Here is a 19,858-nt window from a genome sequence, read left to right as displayed (position 1 = left end):
GCCGGAAGCGCGGCACGGCGATACGGTCGCAGTGCCTTGATCGCTGACAGGACGACGAGGCTCGGGCCCCCGCCTACCGCGCCCTGGTGCGGGGGCACCCATCTCGGGCACCCGCCGTTTCACGACCGCTGCCTCCCTTCTTCTTGCCCGAACGACTTCGGCGCCGGCCGGACCCGCTGGTACCGTCGCTCGTATGGACCAGAACGGATCCCAGGTCCCGGCCTTCGAGCCGGAGGAGTACGCGCGCGTCGAGGCGGCCGCCCACCTCGTCGGCAAGTCCCCCGAGGACTTCGTCCGCGACGCGGCGCTGAAGGCTGCCGAAGACCCGTTCCTCAAGGCCCTCGGCCGGACCCGCGACCGCGTCCCGCAGCTCGCCGAGGTCTTCGCCGCCCAGGACACCCACACCACTGCCGGCGGCACCGGCACGGCCGCGTGGCCCGACCCCGCGCCCATGAGCAGCCGCGACCTGCACGCTTCGCAGCGCGGGCACGCAGCGTGACTCGGTTTCTCTCCCCGCAAGAGCTCCTGCAGATCGCACAGACTCTCCCGGGCGACCCGGCCTGCCTCGACCTGGGTGTCCTGGACGCCGTCTGCGCCCGGGTCCAGGCCCACTACATGGGCCGCGACGTGTATTCCAGCGATTGGCTGAAGGCCTCGGCAATGCTCGAGACCATCGCGCTGCACGAGCCGCTGGAAAGGAGGAACGAGTTCTTCGCCTGGCTGGTCGCCGAGACCTTCCTCAACACCAACGGCGTCGTCATGGACTACGAGCCGGAGGACGCCCTCGCGCTCGTCATGCGCGCCAAGCACAAGGGTGCCAGCGTCCAGGAGGTCGCAGCGCAGCTGCGTGCCTGGTCCCGCAGCTGAAGCGCCCGCCGGAGCTCGGTGCGGCCCGAGTCGCCGGCTACGCCCGTCTGTCAGCACCGAAGACACGGAACGGGTGGTCACAGAGCGTCGGCGAAATCTGGCGAACATGTGCCCGACGATGCCACCCGCCGCGCCCCGGTTCTGCGACGGAGAGACCGGCGCACCACCAGTTTCGACACCAATGAAAGGATGATCCGGGACACGGCCTGCCCGCAGAATCAGCAGGCACATCACGGATACGGAGAGTAACATCATGAATCGCAGTGAGCTGGTGGCCGCACTCGCCGAGCGCGCCGAGGTGACCCGCAAGGACGCCGACGCCGTGCTCGCCGCCCTCGCTGAGGTGACCGGTGAGGTCGTCGCCAAGGGCGACGAGAAGATCACCATCCCCGGCTTCCTGACCTTCGAACGTACCCACCGCGCCGCTCGCACCGCCCGCAACCCGCAGACCGGCGACCCGATCCAGATCCCCGCCGGCTACAGCGTGAAGGTCTCCGCTGGCTCCAAGCTCAAGGACGCCGCCAAGGGCAAGTAGGACTTCGACCTCGTCCTTCACACCCGGGGACTCTCCTCTGCATCACCGATAGCGGCTCACGGGGAGGCGGTCTAACCAGCAGGCGCAGCAGCGCCGCCGCCGCGGTGATCATCGTCTCCGCATCGGTGCGGCTGTACTTGAACTCCCTGGTGACGGCGTCCTTGTGCAGCGCGCCGCTCGCCTGGTCCTCCAAGGCGGACCGGATCCAAGCCCAGCGTTCTCCCGGGGTGCGTTCGCGGGCGGGCTTGCTTCCGGGCCAGGACCAGCCGCTGTTGACCTTGATGTACTCCAGCGCGCGGCGAACTTCGAGCATGGCGCCGTCGATATCGTCATCCCGCAGTCGGCGTTGTGCCTCCAAGAGGTAGCTGACGGCCTCTTGGCGCCCTTCGTTGTCGGCGGGGAACGGCACGGACATCTCGACGGCGAGGAACGGCCCGAGTCCTTCGAGCTGCTGACGCCACCGGCTCTCGGCGACGGCGATGTGCAGCGTCGCCCCGGCACTTGGGTAGGAGCTCACCTGAGGCAGGGTCGCGCGGATCTCGATCTCCAGGCGCAGGTCACCGGACCGGTGTTCATCCAGGGCTCGAACCTGTGTGCTGGTGAGCAGTACCGCAGTTCCGGGCGCTCGACGGAGTCGGGGCGGAACGCCACGGTGGCGGTGGCAGTGCCGAGCATGCCCCGATGGCCGGTGCCGTGCGGTGCCCACAACACAGTCTCCAAAGTCAACACGCGCCCTGCCTCAACGGCCGCTGGCGTCTTCACCTCCAGCTGCAGACGCAGACTGTGCGCCCCGACCTCGTTGAGGAGCATGAGGCTGTTGTCCCGGTGACCGATGGCCATGGCCCCAACGGGCGCGTCGAAACGAAGTTCGTCCATCGTGCGGCGCCTGCCTGGTGATTCGCGTGCTGCGCCGATCGTGGGGCCCAAGCGCGGCACCGTGCCCGGCATTTACTCGCCCGGCGCCCCGTTCCTCCCAGGCAGGGTCAGAGCCGCGCACACGGCACGGACCTCTTGCGCTCCATCCAGTGGGGACGTTCTGGAGCATCAGGGTGGCGGGCTGTGGGGTGCAGGCACCCGGACTGCTCATACCGCGGGCCGCGTACCGGCTTTCGGTGCCGCTCGATGAGCCGTGGCGAGCAGCGTGTCCTGCCGGGCACTACTTCACCGGTGTAGGAAACGGATGGGTCGGCCGGTTGCGCTGCACCCACGGTGATACGTACGGTCCGCACACGTCCACCGTCGCCGTCATCGCGACCGTGGTCTGCGCGGCGCTGGCGGCAGCCGCAGAAGCCCGCCCCGAGCTGGCGGTCTGGCTGCTGCTCGCGCCGGCCGTGGTGTTGCTCGCCGCCGTCGACTCCGCGGTGCACCGGCTGCCCGACGTGCTCATGCTGCCCCTCGCCGCGGCCGCGCTCGTCCTGCTCGGTGTGGCCGCGCTGCTGCCCGGCGCAGGCGGCAGCTGGACGTCCGCACTTCTCGGCTCTCACTTTCGAGCAGCACAGGGCGCGGCCGCATCGGGAGACCTCCGGCCGGGCCGAAGACCTGACCGAAAGCGCCGCGGAGGCACTGCAGAGGTGGATAACGGTCTCTGGCAGGAGGAGGCGCTGGCCGCGCTGACAGCCGCCACGGCCGCGAACGGCGACTACGACGGGGCGACCGCCCTCGTACGTTTCGCAGAGCAGTTGCCGAACGGAACGCGTTGGGCCCTGCCAGCCCTGGTCACGGCCCTGGCCCAGGCCGGGCGGCTGCAAGCGGCGGAATCCTATGCCCGTGCCGACGTCCGCTGCGACAACCAGGCGCGGGCCTTCGCCGCCTTGGCGCGCGAGATTGGCCCGGTCGAAGGCCGCCGGTTCATCGCTGAGGCGCTCCGGCTAGGCGAGTGGACGTTGTCGGCCGATGCACTGGGCGAGTGCCCCCGAGGCTCCGGCGGACATCGCCAGCTTCCTGGTTGCACTGTCTGAGGAGTGGCCCTCCTTTCTGTGAGTGCTGTTACGGCCGACGTCCGGCTTGCGGCTCCGCGTGGTCGACCGTCGTGGCCTTTCGTCGCCTCGTCGTGGCACAGCCGCGGCGCGCCGTCACGCCCGGCACCCTGACGATCTCGTGCGTGGGTGGCCATGGCTCGGCGCCCAGGTGGCGCATTGTTGGTTACCCGGCCCCGAGGCGTAGCGCACGACCGCCGACGGCGTCATCCAAGCGGCAGGGCTTAACACGCAAGTCGATTGCGTGCGACCCACGACCCGGTGCGCAGCGTCTGCGCAAAAACGCGGCCGGGGCTGCGCAGTCGGGGGCGGAGCGTGCTTACACGCGCGGCGGTGTATTGGGGCTGCCGGCCGCAGAGGTAGGCCGCAGTCTGGTGTGGGGTCTCGGAGGAGTAGGCCGCGGATCGAGGCAGCCGCCACACGGGCTGCTCTGGAGAACGCCTGCGCCGCCGACATATGGATCGTGCCCGCCAGAATAGGATAGGTGCTCTCATGAAGCCGCATCGGATCCCGCGTCGGGTGGCACGAATATCGAAGGTGTCGTAGTAGTGAATGCAGAGACTCTAGAGACCGCTGCATCACAGCCGAACAAGGGTCGACGTTTTCATGAGCAGAAAGAGAATCAGCGTCGATGACTTGCTAGGGCGGCAGAGCGGAGCGCAGCAAGTCATTCGCGCCACCATCAGGCGTGATTCCAACGATCGGATCAAAGTTTCGCCGGTCGTTTCGGGGCGAGGATGCGCCTGCGACTACGCCGTTACGATCGATAAAGCCGAAGTCGAGAACCTAATCCCGACTGGCGACATCCTCGACTGCTACGGAGAGCGACTGATGGTTGTAGAGGTTACGTTCAAGAATGAGTAACCTAGAAGTCGAGAAGGAGTCACCATGAACGCCACCACCGACCGGACCCGCTCCCTGCACGCCGTGCTCGGCTCCGGTCCCGCAGGGACCGCCCTCGCCGGGGAGCTGGTCCGGCGTGGGCACCCCGTGCGTCTCGTCGACCGCAAGGGCGAGGGTCCCGCGCCGGACGGAGTGGAGCGGTTCGCCGCCGATGTGAGCACGGCGGAGGGGGCGCGGGCCGCCACGGCCGGAGCCGCCGTCGTCTATCACGCGGTCAACGTCGGCTATCACCTCCAGGTCGAGGTCATGCCTCGGATCCAGGAGGCGATCCTGGGTGCCGTGGAGGCCTCCGGCGCGCGGCTCGTCGTACTCGACACGCTCTACCCGTACGGCGAGACCGGGGGAGCGGTGATGACCGAGGACTCTCCGTGGAACGCGACGAGCCGCAAGGGGCGGATGCGTGCCGAGCTGGACGAGAAGTACCTCGCCGCGCACCGTGAGGGACGAGCCCGGGTGGTCCTCGCCCGCTCCGCCGACTTCGTCGGACCCGGCGTGCTGAACTCCTCGCTCGGCGGGGCCGCCTTCCCGGGCGCGCTCACGGGAGGGGACGTCCTGGCCCTCGGCGACATCGACCTGCCGCACAGCTACACCAACATCGAGGACGTGGCCGCGGGTCTCGCCACCCTCGGTGAGCATCCGGAGGGGGACGGGCGGGTCTGGCATCTGCCGACGGCGCCGGCCGTCACCACCCGCGAGATCCACGGGATGATCGAGAAGCGGGTGGGCCAGGCCCTGAACGTCGTGGTTCTGCCCGAGCCCCGGCCCTTCGGCCCGTTCGACGAGCAGTTCATGGCCGAGTACGCCGAGATGTTCTACCAGCACACCGAGCCCCAGATCGTGGACTCCTCGGCCTTCGAGCAGGCCTTCGGCGTCACGCCCACCCCGCTCGCGGACACGATCGACGCCACGGTGACCTGGTACGAGCAGCTGCTCGCCGGACGGTGACCGGCCTCACCGACATGGCCGACCGCGGTCCGAGGGGCATCGCAGGCCACCAATGTCGCAGTTTCTGATGTCTTCCGAAACCTCAGCATGGCTAGCGCGAGTTCCGCTAGGAACCTCGCCTACGCACCCTTTCGCCTAGGGTGCTCAAGTCGCTAAGGCCGCCCCGCCGCACCTGGTACACAGCGCTCGGAACCCCAAGGGATTCGAGAGGAAAACCCAGCCGGAACTGCCCGAGAATGTAGGCGAATCCACGACGAGTGCCGCGAATCGTGCAGTTGGTGGGCAGGATCAGAACTGGACCAAACGATGTGTAGGCTACGATGCGAGGATAATTTCAGGCGATGTTTGACACTGGAAACCTCATGGCACTCAGATTAGCCACCGACGCGGTCACCTTGGCTCAGGCAGCTGCCGCTCCTTCCTGATCCCTTACCAATCGCCCACTCGGCTGCCAGTGCACGACTGCGGCCAGACCGCGGCGAGAATCGGCGGGTTCGAGGAACGCCGCATTGTGCCGCTTTTTGATTCCCTTGCCGAGGCCGTACGACGCTTGGAGGTCGACAACGACGCTGGTTTCGGCACGATCCCGAAACCGGACCCGGAACTGGCCGTAGAGCTGGAGGACTGCGTCGCTCAGGAAACTGACGGCACGGACATGCCGGCCCCGCCACCCGACGAGCGGGGCCGAGCGTGCGGAACCGTCGAGTCGAACGAGATGTTGAGGCCGACAGACGGCCCCATCCGAACGTGTCCCGTAGCTCCGCCTGGGCGCTAGGCGGCTGCGACTTGGAGGATTTCGGGAACGCCCTGGGCGCGGGTGTAGGGCTGGAAGCGGGGGAGCAGGCGTTGACAAGGCTCAGGCAGCGGGGGTGCCCCTATGTCTTTGGTCAAGGAAACGGGGGTGCGTTGGGTCGGCGGTCCGGGCAGCATGGCGGGGTGGCTGATCTGCTGTGGGATGACGTGAAGTGCTTCTTCGACCCCGATCTGATGGGGGCGTTGCCAGACGTGCGTCTCCCGAATGCTTCGGTTGACGACTGGCAGTCGGCCCTCGATCTTGTCGCGGAGAAGGGGCTGGAAGTGCCAGTACTCCGAGGGAGAAGCGGTGCTTTCGATTCCCCGGGCGGAGGCTGTGCTGTCTCGCCCGGCGGATGCCGAGTGCCCGGAGCTGCGGGTCTGGCCGACGGCAGATGTGTTGGCGATCTTCCGCTTTATGCCGCCGATGAAGTCGACTTCGACGTCGACCTGCGTGATTTGCAGAGCCAGGATCGACTTGCTGTGTTCTGCGGCTTCCTCCGGGAGATCGGGCGGCGGCTGGGCAAGCCGGTGCTGATGGACCCGGAGGGCGACTCTGGCCACCCGGTGCTCGGCTTCGATGTCGAGGCCCGATCGAGTCCTTCTCTTCGCAGACCCGCAGGTCAGGTGACTACGGCCGAGGGCTGCGGTTCGTAGAGCAAGGCGTGGCGGGCCAGGGCGAAGGAGGCGATGTGCCAGCCGTTGCTGACGCGGGCGCCGGGCAGGTGCGCCGCCAGGAACTCCTCGTAGTCGCCCGGGGCGAGGCGTTGGGGGCCGGAACGTCAGGGTGGAGGCCGGCGCTGCGTCATCGGAGATGTGTCGGCGGTGCGGCGGGATGGTGGCCGCCATCATCTCGTCCATGACCATCGGACGCTGCAGATGCCGCAGCGGGTCGAAATCGTGGTACCTGGCCCCCCCGGTCCTCGGCGAGTCTGCTCGCCCAGGTCGCGAGGTAGGGCGGGCCGCAGTTGCGGTCGGGCGCGACGGGCGCCGCCAGGGCTACGAAGAAGCGCGCGTAGAAGAGGAACCAGCACCGGGAAGCTGGGCTGACCGCGGCGGCAACGCGTGCCGCGTGGGCTGATCCAGCAGGCGAGGGACGGGCCATGTCCCGGCCCTCGTGTCATCGTGTGGCGGTAACCTCCCAAGCCGTGAACCCTCCGACCGACCAGAACACAATTGGCCTCGAATAGTGAGTGAATAAGTCGACGAAAATGTATGAGGTAAGCCCATAGAGTCAGTGGACTCCGATACAATCCGGGGAGAGTTGAGCGCGCTTGGAGGATGAGTGAGCCAGGGCCAGGAGCAGTCGCCCGAGACCGCGAAGTCCGCGACTGAAGCCCGCGCAGAGCTGTACGCCCTGGTGAAGGCCGCCGAGGAGGATGGGGTCACGACCCTGATCCACAAGCGGGACGACCGTGCCCTGCTGGCCCCACTGGACCGGTTCCCCGCGGCCCGGCAGCCCGGCGCCTTCCCTTCCCACGTCCTCAGTGCGGCGCAGAAGGACTTCGGTGACCTGGTCTCGCGGGCCGCGCACGGCGAGCCGCAGGTGCTGCGCCGCAGCCGTACACCGGTCGCGGTGCTGCTGCCCGTCGACGCCAACTCTGTGTCCCACTCGTCCGATCCGGCCGCAGCCTCCGATGCGGCGCCCGCAGGAGGCGCGGTGAACAGTCAAGGCACTCAGAGTCGCAGCAGCGCGCCGCGCAGGCTCGCCACCCTGGGCGACACGATCGGTTCCGTGCTCGCCTCCGGCCCGGTCGGCGGCCCCACCTTCGGGCTGCCCGGACTCGATGCTGCGGCAGGCGGGCTGCAGCCGGGGCTGCTGACGCTCGTCGCAGCGCCCCCGGCCGGCGGCGGAAGCCTGCTGGGCTTGGCTGCAGCCAGGAAGACCGCGCTCGTCGACGGCCGCAAGGTGTTGTACGCGGCGTCGGGGCCGAACCGGGCCGACATCTTCCGCAGGATCCTTGCCGCGGAGACCGGCGGCGACTACCCGCGCCTGAAGCAGGGCCGCCTCACCGAGCACGAGCAGCAGGTCGCCGAACGGCTCCGCCAGCAGGCTGCCGTGCTCCTCATCGACGACGGCAGCGACCTGACGGCCGAAGCCATTGCGGAGACCGCCCCGCACGTCGAGGACCTGGCCCTCGTGGTCGTCGACCGGCTCCAGGCCGCCCACAACGCCCGCCTGCCGCTGTCCGGGGACCGGCTCCCGGACGCCTCCCAGGCCCTTGCCACCCTCGCGCGCACCCTGCAAGTGCCGGTCCTCGCCGTCGTGGACTCCGTCGATCCCACGCTCCTCGGTCTCCTGGACGCCGACGTCACGCTGACGCTCGCCCCGACCGGTGATCCGGCCAAGGTCCAGGTCACCGTCGCGGAGCGGGACTTCGGCGCGATCGGCTCGGCGTATCTTGGCCCTGATCTGCTGCACGCCCGCTTCCTCGACGCCGGAGCAGCACCCGTTGCCGGCACTGCCGGTGACGGGCCCGCGCCGGGCATCGGCACCGCCATCGAGCGGGAGCTGGCCGAAGCCGCGCTTCCCTACACCTCCGGCGCCCAGCAGGGGCTGCCGGCCGCCGTCACGCATGTGCTGGCCGCGCTGCGCACCGCGCTGGCAGGCGGCAACCAGACGGCCCTCGCCGAACTCGGCCCGTCCCTGGCCCAGGTGGCCGCGGCCCCGCCGTCGGTGCCGGAGACCGCCGAGGGGCGCGGCCTCGCCGCCGCGCTGAACGCCTACAACACCACCGTGTCCGCCGGTACCGGGCAGTTGGCAGCTGATCAGGCCGTCGCGGCGACTGACCCTGCCCCGGACGACGAAGACGACGCGGAAGAAGCAGGCGTCGAAATTCGGCCGGGGGATGAGGAGGACGAGCCGGACAGCGCACCGTTCCCCGCGCTGAAGCTCCTCAAGGACGCGGTCGGCCGCTCGAAGATGCACCCGATCAAGGTGATCCGTATCGAGGACCGGGAGAGCGGTCCGTGGCCGCTGATCAGTGAGCACATGGACGGCGAACCGCGCTGGGTCCACCCCGATGTCGCCAGCTCCCGGGTGCCCTACATCCGGGACAACGGCAAGCGTGTCCGCCGGGACAAGCTCGATGTCCCCGCCTCCTTCGGGGCGGGCGTGTTGTGCCTGATCGACCGCAACGGCAGCTACCCGTCCGCGTGTTCGGCCGTTCCGCTGGCCCCGAACAAGCTGTTGCACACCGGACCCCTTGCCGCGTTCGACAAGGCCAGCGCCGGGATCTACCTCATCGACATCCCGGTGTGGCCCCGCACCGACATGCCGCACCCGCTGGGCCGGATCATCGACCGGCCCGACGAGCACGGCCGCGTGTGGGTCACCACCCCGCACATCAAGCAGCTGGAGAGGCTCGTCCGCGACGGCCACCTCGCCGCGATGCCGGCCATCCACGACTCCTGGACCGGCAAGGCCAACGAGTCCCTGTTCAAGCCCTTCTACGCCGCCGCCCGCCAGGCACGTATCGAACTCGTCCAGGCCGGCGGCGAACCATACAAGGCCTACAAGACCCGGCTGTCGATCGCGCTGCGCCTGCTGTGGCCCAAGCGCGAGGAGCAGAAGTCCCCGTTCTGGCGGCCGGACTGGCGCATGAGCATGGTCGCCGAGGCCTCCGTCCGCCACTGGACCACGGCCTTCAAGGCGGTCCAGGAAGGACACACACTCATCGCCCTGCGCAACGTCGACGCGGCCGTCTTCTGGACACCCGACGACACCCCGCCGGCCACGTACCGGATCGGGACCGGCTTCGGCGAGGTCAAGGCCAAGTTCATCCAGCCCGGCGAGTTCATCCCCGAGGGTGACGACTGATGGCCGGGCCCACCGGCCACGGAGGATCCCTCGGCGCCGCCCTCAACGACCTCCTGCGCACCCAGGTCACCCCCCGCCACCGGCTGTCGTCGTACAACGCCAAGCACTGGCACGCCCAGCTCAGCCAGCTCACCGGAACCCACCGCGGCTACCAGGCCCTGGAAGAAGCCGGCCTCGACGTGACCGTCAAAACGTTGCTCAACTGGCTGTCCGACCCCGAGTACAACGTCCGCCGCAGCTACCGCGACCTCATCCACACCGCCTACGAGAACGTCGCTATCGTCCCCGCGGACCCGATCCCCGACCGTTTCAAGGACGGCGACTTCGAGATCAGCGGCTGGGTCACCACCGGCCGCGACCGACGCCAGCGCGGAACACGCGCCGCCGCACCCCTGCGAATCGACGGCCGATCGGGCGACTGGAGCGCCATCGAGGCACTTTGGATGGCCGACGAGCTCACCGACGACGACTTCGAGGACCACTTCATCGACGACGTCATCGTGCAGGACATCGGCGAAGGCACCGACGGATGGACCTTCGACGGACACAGCTACTCCGTTGAACTCAGGTAACACATCGGAGGGACCGCGCACGTAAACACCAGCTCTGAACGGCCCGCATTACAGCTGATCAGCGTGCACGCAGAGGCAGCCGCGAACGCCCGGCGCCGCACGGCCGATTACTTGAAGCCGCGGGTACACAGCCGCAGCAGGCACAGCCTGGCAGAGGTGAGCCTGTCGGGGCGCCGCCGCGTGGACGGCGGGCAGTTGAAGCTTGGCGGTATTGCCTGGCTACTGCTGGTCGTCGCGCGCTGGGGGCCGGATAATGAGCACATTCGAGATGCCGCCCTGATTTACGCAGTCTTGAGCAAGGTCGTGAACGTGCCAGTGGTAGTCGGATGCGGACTCCATCGCGTTCACAGTGGTTTCAACCGGCGTAAAGCGGTGCAGTGGAGTCGAAGCGCCGCCATAGGTATGGCCGAAATTGTCCGTGGTGAGGATCGTCAGCGGTTCCTGGCCAGACCACTCGATCCCAACACGAACGTCGTACTCCTCGTTTCCAGTCGCTTCAGCAGTGGTGCGGGTGAGTGCCATGACATCCGCGATGGCGCACTCGATGGCGGATGACTCGACTTCCCAGCCTTCGAAGTATTCGTCAACTGCCTTGCGATGCCCGCCAACCGCAGCCGCAAGGGTGACCGAGCCGTCGTGGTGGATGCTCACCCAGGCTTCCCTCCAGCTCGGCCGATCGATCGTGGCCATACTCACAGCGACCCAGCGGCGCAGACCAGGACGAGGGTTGTGCACGTCAACGTTACGCAACGGATGAACTCCTCTGTTCTCGGCATAGGTCAGCGCCAGAGCCTCCGTCGTCGCCAACACGTAGCGCGCCCTATCGCGAGTCATCCGCTCACGAATAACAGGGGTGCGAGGATGGGCGACTGCGATCAGCCAGGCGCGCTTGTCGGAGTCACGTCCAGCGGACGCTTCACCGAACAGAGCGTCCAAGGCCTCGCTCGCGTGCCGGCGCTCCTCGAACCGAGCGCGGTACATGGCTTCGATCTGCCGTTCCTTCATCCACACGGTGTCCGAGTCGTTCCGGACGGGCGCACCGAAGTAATCGTTCCTGTAGATCAGGTGAGGTCCGTCGATGCTTGCGGGGACCTCGACGATGATGGCCCGTTTGCCTTCGGCTTCGAGGCGATGCACATTCAGACCGAATACAGGCGGTGAGATGGCGGTGATTGCGGCGCTGCGCAGCGATCGTTCGTAGCTCTCGTCGAACTCGCCGACATCGACGCGTTTGGTCGCTGCTTTCTGCGACTCCTTCACGCCATAGACGATCAGGCCCCCGCCGCTGTTCGCCATCGCCGCGACATCCTTGGGGAAGTCCGTTTGCGTCAGCCCCTTCGCCGGTGGCAGCTCACCCTTCCAATCCAGATCGCTTGTCTCCGCCGTACCAGCGGCCACTGCCGCGTCGAGGATCTCATCGGTCAGGGGACCTGGTGGTGCTCCGACGGCGCGGTGGAGTGCTGTGAAGCTCATGGGCCAGAGTGTAGGGAGCGAGCGGCTACAGCAGACCGGGCCTCCACTACGTCCGAAGCAGGATGGTCACCTGGCCCTCTTGGCAAGCTCGGTGAGGAACTACGGCACTCAGCACACCGAAGTCGTAGAACCGCGTGGCCTCTCCCTCGCCGCATCGAAGTGCTCCGGCGCCATCCCTGTCGACGATGGTCGTCCGGAGGCGCTGGCACCTTTCCGGGGAAGCGGGCAGCGCTGCGCCGACCTTGCCCAACCTGCCCTGCTTTCGGAGATTCTTGCCCGACGGCGTCGACGGAAGATCGCAGACGTTTTACGCTGCGTGCTCGGGTAGTAACGAGCTGGGGGGCGAATGGCCGATCCGATCGAGATTGAAGCACCTGATGACTCGGGCTCGGTCACGTTGGGGAGATACGAGTACCAGGTTCACATCGCGGTCCAGGCGGTGTTGGAGATGCTGGCGGGTGGCACTGTTGAGCACGTGACGTGCGAGCACATCGAGGACATCGTCGTCGCTCGCAGGGGGGACCCCCGTTGCCCGGATGGGGGACTGTTCTGGGACTACCAGCAGATCAAGACCCGGGACGCGGTGGAGCCCTGGACGCTAACGGACGTGATCGCGAAGAAGCCGTTGAAGAGCCTGTGGCGCACCCACACCGCGGTGCGGGGTGCCGGCCAGGTCTACCAGCTGACCGCTGGCATCGAGGGCCATCTCGACCCCGCCGACGCGCTCGTGGTGGCCTTGTCGCGCGGACAGGGCGGAGATCTGGAAGCCTGCCGAAAGCGAGTGGCCTCCCACCTGAAGGCCGCCGATGACGACCGGTTGAGCGAGTTCCTGGGGCTCGTGCGGGTGCGGTCCTTCGTGCGCAGGGAGAGCGTCGAAGCGCACAACACGCGTGTGCTCGCCGACCTGGGACCCGGGCTTCCGATGGCGACGATCGACGCTCTCTACACGGAGTTGCTGCGCCGGACGAGGGAAGCCATGCAGGGCCGCCCCGTCGCCCGGTGGACCGAGTTGCTCGCCATCGACAACCCGCCGGCCGCTGTGCTTGGCAAGCGTGTCTCTGCTGCGGTCATCGCCGACGTACGGCAGCGGCTCACGCGCCCCGACCACGTCCTGCTGCAAGATCTCTCTCAGCAGCTGACCGGCTCCGAGACCAGCCTGGTCCGCAAACTCCGGCAGGGAGCGGCGTCCCGAGAAGTCATCCAGGACGCGCAGATGATGCGGGCCAACGCCGACCACTACCGGCTTCGCGAAGCCGCGCTCGGCACCTGGCCCGCCGATCCGGCGGTGGATGAGGACCTCGATCAACGGCTGCTCTTCCTGGCACGCCGCGTCGGTCGCGCCCATGAAGACAACCCCCGGCCGGCGAACGCCATCTTCGACGCCCTGCAGGTCGAACTACAGAGCAACCCGGGCGCCTACGATCGCGCACCGCTGTACGCACAGGACGGGGTCCTTCTGATGGGACGGGCGTGCGCCGTGTCGGACGAGTGCCGCTTCGACTGGGGGAACGCGCGTGACGCCTCCTGACACCGCCACACCCACGCCGGTGGACCGGCCCGCTGACGGCCGTCCGCCCTCCGCTGATGCCCAGGCCCGCCTGCTGGTGCTGATCGACGTCTTCTCCGAGACCAAGTCGAGCAAGGGCATCGAGGGCCGGATGAAGCTCGCCAAACTCGACTTCCTGCTCCGCTATCCCGGGCATTTCCGCAAGCTGATGTCCGCGCGGCGGCCCGGCACAGACGTTGGCGAGGACCCCTGGCTGACTGGGGCCATCGAGCAGAGCATGATCCGATACCGCTACGGGCCGTGGGACCCCGCCTATTACGCCCTGCTAGGCGCCCTCACGGGCAAGGGTCTGATCGAGCCCAAGCACGAGGACTCCGTCGCCACCTACCGCACCACGCAGGCCGGGCACGAGGTCGCACGCGCCCTTGCAGATACCGAGAGCTGGCGCCCCGTGCGGGAGCGGGCCTTGCTGCTGCGCCGCTACTTCAACCTGACGGGTACCACCTTGAAGGACCTCATCTACGAGACGTTCCCCGACATCGTCGAGGCGGACTGGGGGACTCACCTGTGAGACTGCGCATTGAAGAGTTGACGCTGGTCAACACCAGCCGCACCGTACGCTTCGAGCCCGGTATGAACGCCATCGTGGGCTCCATGAGCGGCGGTAAGACGGCCACCGTCGGCTGTCTGCGAGCCCTGCTGGGGGCCGAGGTGAGCGTAGTGCCGGAGCTGCGGGGCCGCTCTGTCTCCGGCACCGTGCTCGTCGGTGAGCGCCGCTTCCGAATCGTGCGCCAGCTGGTCAGCACGTCCACGGCCAAGGTCGACATTGCCGAGATCGGCGGCGAGCAAGAGGTATGGCGCTTGCCGGCCAGCCAGTTGCAGGCTGGCTACGAGCAGACCTTCCGCGACTGGTGGCTGAGCATGCTCGGGCTGCCCCGCATCCGTGTTCCCCGCGCTCCTACGGACGAAGCCAGCCCGCTCATCCCGGTCACGATCAGCGACTACCTGATGTACTGCGTCCTGCGGCAGAAGGAGATCGACACTTCCGTCTTCGGCACCCCGGACAACACGCAGAAGAACATCAAGCGCAAGTATGTCTTCGAGATCCTCTACGGCCTCTACGACCCCGAAGCCGCAGGGCTCCGCGAGCGGCTCCGTACCGTTACAACCGAGCTCAACGCCTTGACCGCAGATGCGACCACCCTGGATCGCATCCTGGAGACGACTGCGTTCGCCTCCCGTGCGCAGCTCGAGGTCCAGAGGCAGGAGACCGAGCAGCAGCTGCTCCAGGCCCGCCAGGCCGACTTGGTCCTGGCCCGCGAAGTCACCAGCCCCGCCACTGTCTCGCTGCGCGAGGAGATCGGGGAGGTGGAGGCCGAGCTCGCCCGCATGTCGGACGCGGCCGCGTCCGAAGCCGTCTCCGTCGCCCGGCTGGAGGAACTGCGCGACCAGCTCATCGCCCAAAGCCGCCGCCTCACCCGCGCCCTGGTCGCCGAGCGGCTGCTGAACGACTTCGAATTCCACACCTGCCCCCGCTGCGGTGCCGGCGTTCCCGAGCGGGGCGACGAGGACACCTGCCGGCTGTGCCTGGAGACCCCGCCACAGGATCCCGCCCCGTCCACGCTCGCCGCCGAGCAAGATCGCGTGATCGAGCAGGTCACCGAGACCGAGGAACTCATCAAGCGGAGCAAACGTCGCCTTGACGAGCTGGAGGCTGCCCGAGCCGTCCAGACACGTCGCCGCACCATTCTTGGGGAGAAGCTCGACCGCGCCACGGCCACCTACGTGACCGACCAGGCGGACCACATCCGTGCCATCGCTGCTGAACAGGCGCGGCTGGAAGAGCACCTGGCCCGGATCGGCGACGCTCTCGCCCTGCACAACCGACTTCAGGGACAGAGTGAACGGATCGCGGAGCTTGAGCGGGAACAGGAAGATCTCAACGATCGCATCGCCGCGGCCCGGCACACCAACCCGGATCTTCACGCGCGTCTGGACGCCCTCGACGAAGCCTTCGAAACCGCCCTCCGCAGCTTCGACGCTCCCCGCTTCGACAGTCAGCCGGGCTCCCGCATCAACCGGGATACCTACATGCCGGTCGTCGACGGGCGTTCCTTTTCCGACCTCCAGTCGCAGGGGGTCGAGGTCCTCGTCAACGTCGCCCATGTCCTCGCACACCAGCAGGTAGCGCTCCACGACGACTCCATGCCCCTGCCCAACCTGCTGATCATCGACGGCATCAGTAGCAACGTCGGGCACGAGGGAATCGATCTGGAACGGCTGCGAAAGATGTACGCCACCCTGCTGGACACCGCCACCGAACACATGGACCGGCTCCAGATCATCGTCACAGACAACGATTCGCCACCCATTGACGGCATCCACCGCGCCCTGGAGCTGTCGGATACAGATCGTCTCGTACCAACAGAATCGTCGGGCGATGGATCCCAGGGCAGCGAGGAGACCGGCCGGGACGGTGTAGCAAACGATTCCGTGTGAGCCCATCGAGCAGCTGCTCCTGGGCCTTCACGAGCGAGGCGGCGCCTGCCCGCCAGGCGCGAACAAGCCGGGGCACCGCAGACTCCTCAGGGCCCGCCCTTAAGGAGTTCGATGACGGAGACCGCCTTCGTCCAACCGCTGCCGAGGAGGGCGATGGCAGAGAGGACGCCGACGCCCGCGATGATGGTCACGGCTGCTATGTCGGGTACCTTCAGCGCCACCACGCCGCTCGCGGCGGCAAGAATCATGAGCACAACACCGGCTATTCGCAGTAGTTCGGTGTTCCGGACGCGTTCATCCTTGTGGTTCTCGGTCAGGCTGTCGGGCAGCAGCACGCCAGTGCGGCCGGCCGCACTGTTGGCGGCGATGCGCAACAGCAGCCCGGTGAGATTCTCGAGAGCCGCGTCTGGCCGGGGCCCGTCCAACTCTGTCTCGGCGGCCCGCAGTGTGGCGACGACTCTTTCGGCGTGGCGCCGTAGTAGTGCATGCCGAAACCATCGGCCGCGTGGCACGGTCTGGTGAGACCGGCCTGCCCTGAAGATGGCACGTTCTACGGTCCTCATTGCCACGGAGACCTGCCGCACAGCATCGGGCCGGTCACGGCCACTCGCTTTCGCTGCTCCAGCGACGACATGGATTGCTGCAGCGCATTCAGCCACCAACTGACTTCGCCGCATCTGTGACGGAGCACTGAAGGAACACATTATGCCGTAGATAGAGAGAAAGAAAAGCACCACAATCGTGGGCGACCTCACGGCCGCTTCAGCCACACTCGCCAGGATCATGATTGTTAGGCAATAGGCCAGCATAATGCGGCAGCCGAACTGAAACAGGGCGATTCCGCGCCATAGATGATAGGACTGAAGAGCAGAACGAATATGAAGAGGCAGTGCAACCCAGCTATATCCGGCATCGCATAAATCGCTTTGCATGGCTCTGACATACGAGTCCGCCTGCCTCATCCGAAAGCGACGCAAGGTCGTTAAGGGGCGCGGTATGGCCATTGGCGCAGTCTCACTTCTTCGCAGACGGAGAGCGTTGGGGGTCTAAGCGCCGGGCGAGCGTCGTGGGCGACCAGATGCGTGCACGGCTGCGGAGAGGGCATACTGATGCTGAACGCATACGCGTACAGGTGCAGAAGGCCCCGGCAATCCCGCCGGGGCCTCGCTGCGTCTGGGGGTGGTCAGGCGACGGACATCAGTCCGCCCTTGCCAGGCTTGGGAGGCCGCTTGGCGTAGCCGGGCACCCGGATCGGAGGCGGCCCGCCGACGGCGAGCTGCTCGGTCATCGCCCTCTCCAGCTCGTGCTGCGACTCGTAGCCGGCCACCGCGGGGTTGAGGGCGTACCGGTGCCCGCGGCCGCCTCCGGAGCGCAGCACCACACCGCGTTCGACGAGGAGGCCCATCGCGCGGCTCATCGAGGCCTGGCCGACGCCGAGGATCTCGTCGATCTCCGCTTGCTTCATGCCGACCGCGCCGCCGGACTGCTGGCGCTCGGCCATCACTGACAGGACATCGATCGCCGTGGGAGTCAGCTGGAGCTGGTAGAGCATGCCCAGCAGGCCCGTGGTGTTGAGAAGCATGGCGAGGGATCCCTTCGGTCAGCCGAGCTCGGTCCTGGAGAACAGGGTGAGCTCGGGAGCGAGTTCGTCGGGGAACTTGGAGTCGAGCGCGAGGGCACGGAGCTCGGTCAGGAAGTCGCGCTGCTCCTGACCGTTCCCGTTATACGCGACGCGGGGGTTGAGCTGGTAGGAGGACCTCTTGACCTTACGGATGAGGTTCTTCTCGCACAGGGCGTCCAGGGCGTGGCCGATGCTGGTGCGCTTCACGCCCAGCTCGGTGGCGATCTCGGCGTGCGTGCACTCGATCTTGCCCTTCTTCTGCCTGCCGATGAGGTTGGACAGGATGGCTGCCTGAAGCTTGCTGATGATGTTGTGCATCAGGCAGTAGGGCAGGACGCGGCGCAGGAAGTAGTTGCTGACGAGGGAATAGCCGGCCTCGCCGAGCATGTCGTGCGGAGGCCGACGATAGACGACGGCCTTCACCTCGTGGACGGGGCCCTTGCCGAACTGCTCCGCAATCTGGCGAGCGAGGTCCGCGCCGCCATCGTCGGCCTGGACTGCCCGCATGGGCTTGGAGGGCTTGGGCGGCTGGGAGCGAGGGCTTGCCCGCCAGGCGCGCAAGCTCTCGGCTGCTGCGTCCATGTAGATGATCCTTTCGCGTACAGATGATCGGCACTGTACGGCAAAACTTGCGAGCATCCGCATGTTACGCGCCGGAGAGTTGCTGATCGCCGCAAGTTTGTGTCGGTGGCCGCCGACACTTCGCTGAATCAGTGCGGAGGGAGCGGCCGGGCCCCCAGCTTGGGGATGTCGGCGGGCTCCGGAACTGCCGTTGCGCAGCGCGGCGTTGTTGTTCGCGGCGAGCAATCTTGGTGTGCCGAGCCGTGAGGGAGGCCGGGCATCCGGTGTGAGGTCCGCCGCCGACTCCACACCGGATGCCATAGACAGGGGCCGCGTAGCGGCGCCAGTGGCTACTCGCCTACTCGGATCCATCGGACACAGCGGAGGGCTAGGCCCACGCCGGCGGCCGTCAGTTCATGAACAGCCGAGGCATCGTGGAGGAGGTAGAAGAGGCTTCCCGCGGCGAGGGCGTCGGCAAGGCTGGGGCGTTTCCACTCGAAGCGCCATCCGCCATTCCAGCGTTGTGGTTCCATGACTTAGTCCTTCTGCATCGCCCTGGTCGGGTGAGCGAGGGTTTAACGGGGGGCGCCTGCCGGGGCACCCCCCGTTCCTCTGGGGCGAGCAATGAAGGACGCTAAACCTGGTTGTGCGGGGCCAGAAGCGCGTCGCACGAGAGTGGCGCACCGGCACCGCAGGATGATCGATACAGATCACCGAATGAACGATTTCTTAGACGCAGAGCGCATCAACGCTCCAATGTCGGGGTTTACTTACGCTCGGTCACGATCAGTGGTAAGTGACGCATATATGGCCCCCTGCCTGCCCGGGCGCCGTTCCGGAGCTCCGAGGTGGCAGCCGTCGGTTCGCGGCGATGGCGGAAGTACCGCCCCTCCATCCGCTGGCCTCACGCATCGAGAGGCAAACCTTGCGACTATTCGCATGTTTCTGCCGAGAGTTGCGCACAGTCGCAAGTTTCAAGACTGAATGTAGGTACTGACTGACACTCAGGACAACCCAATGTCGGTGGCCACCGACATTGGGTTCTGTAAAGCCGCAGGTCAGAGGGCCTTTTCGCTCAGAGCTCTTACTTAAAGAAGCACCTCATCGCAGATGGAGCCCACATCACCTCGCAAACAGTCAACTAACCTCAATTCCAAGCCAGTTGGAAGCATGTCCCCGGCCTACTAGCCGGCCTTCGCGGGGCGGAGCGCGGGAATGGGTCTGTCAGGGATGTAGCTGTGCTGCCGTGAAGCGGGGGCCCAGGGGTACGTGCTCGCTGGGGAAGGGCCTCGACCTGGGGCGGGCCTGCGCCAGCTCGTCTGACGCGCTTCTCGGCCCTGTTCTCTTCGCTCTGCCTGACTCCTTTGCGGCTGGTTGTGCCGGAGGCACTCCAGCCAACCCTCATCGGGCGACAGGGAGGAGGAGCCCCGGAGGGGGGCCCGACTCCCTGTCGCACACGGGTATTCCGTGGAATACTTTCCACCACGGAATACCCGTCAATTCCCGTACCCTCGAAGGGAATCGGAGATTCCCCAAACACCCCTACCGACAACACCCCTGATACTCCCTCAACTCGAACCCGAACACCCCACTGCCATAAAATAATTCAGCACCATAAATTTGTGCCGGAGGCACAAACCATTCCCCGCCTTCCGTGCCGGAGGCACGCAAGTTGGGAAATGGCCGGAGGCCAATTTCCCAACTCCCCGCCGGAGGCGGGCAATTCGCGCGGGGACGCGCGAAACGAGCGAAGCGAGTATTCGGCTGCCGGAGGCAGAGCGAAGCGG

General features: G+C 67.0%; 14 protein-coding genes and 2 pseudogenes. 11 read left to right on the top strand and 5 right to left on the bottom strand.

Annotated features, from left to right (window positions below):
* Positions 1-193: 193 nt before the first annotated feature.
* The 3 genes from ACIQWG_RS37825 to ACIQWG_RS37815 all read left to right on the top strand — a co-directional run bounded on the left by ACIQWG_RS37825 (position 194) and on the right by ACIQWG_RS37815 (position 1,402).
* Positions 194-499 (top strand): hypothetical protein, encoded by a 306-nt coding sequence (locus ACIQWG_RS37825; protein ID WP_404104698.1) that lies wholly within the window; start codon positions 194-196, stop codon positions 497-499.
* Positions 496-867: a fic family toxin-antitoxin system, toxin component gene (locus ACIQWG_RS37820; RefSeq protein ID WP_404104696.1), complete on the top strand. Its 372-nt coding sequence runs from the start codon at positions 496-498 to the stop codon at positions 865-867. Before ACIQWG_RS37825 ends, ACIQWG_RS37820 begins: the two co-directional genes overlap by 4 nt.
* A gap of 253 nt (positions 868-1,120) precedes the next feature.
* Positions 1,121-1,402: an HU family DNA-binding protein gene (locus ACIQWG_RS37815; RefSeq protein ID WP_404104693.1), complete on the top strand. Its 282-nt coding sequence runs from the start codon at positions 1,121-1,123 to the stop codon at positions 1,400-1,402.
* Here the strand turns inward: ACIQWG_RS37815 and ACIQWG_RS37810 are convergent.
* On the bottom strand, positions 1,377-1,919 hold the full coding sequence (locus ACIQWG_RS37810; protein WP_404104690.1) for a hypothetical protein: 543 nt from the start codon (positions 1,917-1,919) through the stop codon (positions 1,377-1,379). The two genes, ACIQWG_RS37815 and ACIQWG_RS37810, sit on opposite strands and share 26 nt — an antisense overlap.
* A 519-nt stretch (positions 1,920-2,438) precedes the next feature.
* On the opposite strand from ACIQWG_RS37810, the pseudogene ACIQWG_RS37805 reads away from it, so the two are divergent.
* From ACIQWG_RS37805 to ACIQWG_RS37785, 5 genes and pseudogenes are all read left to right on the top strand, one after another.
* A pseudogene (locus ACIQWG_RS37805) lies at positions 2,439-2,880 on the top strand (prepilin peptidase); the annotation flags it as partial.
* Between the two features lie 1,386 nt (positions 2,881-4,266).
* Entirely contained in the window at positions 4,267-5,226 is a 960-nt protein-coding gene (locus ACIQWG_RS37800) for an NAD-dependent epimerase/dehydratase family protein (protein WP_404104688.1), read from the top strand.
* A 936-nt stretch (positions 5,227-6,162) separates the two neighbouring features.
* Positions 6,163-6,649, top strand: a pseudogene (locus tag ACIQWG_RS37795) (hypothetical protein).
* Between the two features lie 654 nt (positions 6,650-7,303).
* Entirely contained in the window at positions 7,304-9,838 is a 2,535-nt protein-coding gene (locus ACIQWG_RS37790) for a DnaB-like helicase C-terminal domain-containing protein (protein ID WP_404104686.1), read from the top strand.
* Positions 9,838-10,410, top strand: a complete 573-nt coding sequence (locus ACIQWG_RS37785) for a hypothetical protein (RefSeq protein WP_404104683.1) — start codon at positions 9,838-9,840, stop codon at positions 10,408-10,410. The genes ACIQWG_RS37790 and ACIQWG_RS37785 overlap by 1 nt, the downstream gene beginning before the upstream one ends.
* 219 nt (positions 10,411-10,629) lie before the next feature.
* On the opposite strand, the gene ACIQWG_RS37780 is transcribed toward ACIQWG_RS37785, so the two are convergent.
* On the bottom strand, positions 10,630-11,883 hold the full coding sequence (locus ACIQWG_RS37780; protein ID WP_404104681.1) for a helix-turn-helix domain-containing protein: 1,254 nt from the start codon (positions 11,881-11,883) through the stop codon (positions 10,630-10,632).
* 346 nt (positions 11,884-12,229) lie between these two features.
* Between ACIQWG_RS37780 and ACIQWG_RS37775 the strand changes: the two genes are divergently transcribed.
* Genes ACIQWG_RS37775 through ACIQWG_RS37765 form a run of 3 tightly spaced genes read left to right on the top strand, consistent with a single transcriptional unit; the run spans position 12,230 to position 15,889 of the window.
* Positions 12,230-13,411 (top strand): dsDNA nuclease domain-containing protein, encoded by a 1,182-nt coding sequence (locus ACIQWG_RS37775; protein WP_404104678.1) that lies wholly within the window; start codon positions 12,230-12,232, stop codon positions 13,409-13,411.
* Positions 13,398-13,961 carry a hypothetical protein gene (locus ACIQWG_RS37770; RefSeq protein WP_404104676.1) on the top strand — a complete coding sequence of 188 codons (564 nt, stop codon included), beginning with the start codon at positions 13,398-13,400 and terminating at the stop codon, positions 13,959-13,961. Before ACIQWG_RS37775 ends, ACIQWG_RS37770 begins: the two co-directional genes overlap by 14 nt.
* Entirely contained in the window at positions 13,958-15,889 is a 1,932-nt protein-coding gene (locus tag ACIQWG_RS37765; RefSeq protein ID WP_404104673.1) for a hypothetical protein, read from the top strand. Before ACIQWG_RS37770 ends, ACIQWG_RS37765 begins: the two co-directional genes overlap by 4 nt.
* A gap of 86 nt (positions 15,890-15,975) precedes the next feature.
* On the opposite strand, the gene ACIQWG_RS37760 is transcribed toward ACIQWG_RS37765, so the two are convergent.
* The 3 genes from ACIQWG_RS37760 to ACIQWG_RS37750 all read right to left on the bottom strand — a co-directional run bounded on the left by ACIQWG_RS37760 (position 15,976) and on the right by ACIQWG_RS37750 (position 18,092).
* On the bottom strand, positions 15,976-16,893 hold the full coding sequence (locus ACIQWG_RS37760; RefSeq protein WP_404104670.1) for a hypothetical protein: 918 nt from the start codon (positions 16,891-16,893) through the stop codon (positions 15,976-15,978).
* Positions 16,894-17,072: 179 nt separating this feature from the next.
* Complete coding sequence (locus ACIQWG_RS37755) at positions 17,073-17,471, bottom strand: hypothetical protein (protein ID WP_404104667.1); 399 nt, start codon at positions 17,469-17,471, stop codon at positions 17,073-17,075.
* Positions 17,472-17,489: 18 nt separating this feature from the next.
* The gene (locus ACIQWG_RS37750; RefSeq protein ID WP_404104664.1) at positions 17,490-18,092 is read right to left on the bottom strand and encodes a replication/maintenance protein RepL; all 603 of its coding nucleotides are present in this window, start codon (positions 18,090-18,092) and stop codon (positions 17,490-17,492) included.
* Positions 18,093-19,858: the final 1,766 nt, after the last annotated feature.

The sequence above is a fragment of the Streptomyces sp. NPDC098781 genome, from assembly GCF_044759995.1.
Lineage (GTDB): Bacteria > Actinomycetota > Actinomycetes > Streptomycetales > Streptomycetaceae > Streptomyces.
This window is presented reverse-complemented; position numbering and strand designations above follow the sequence as displayed.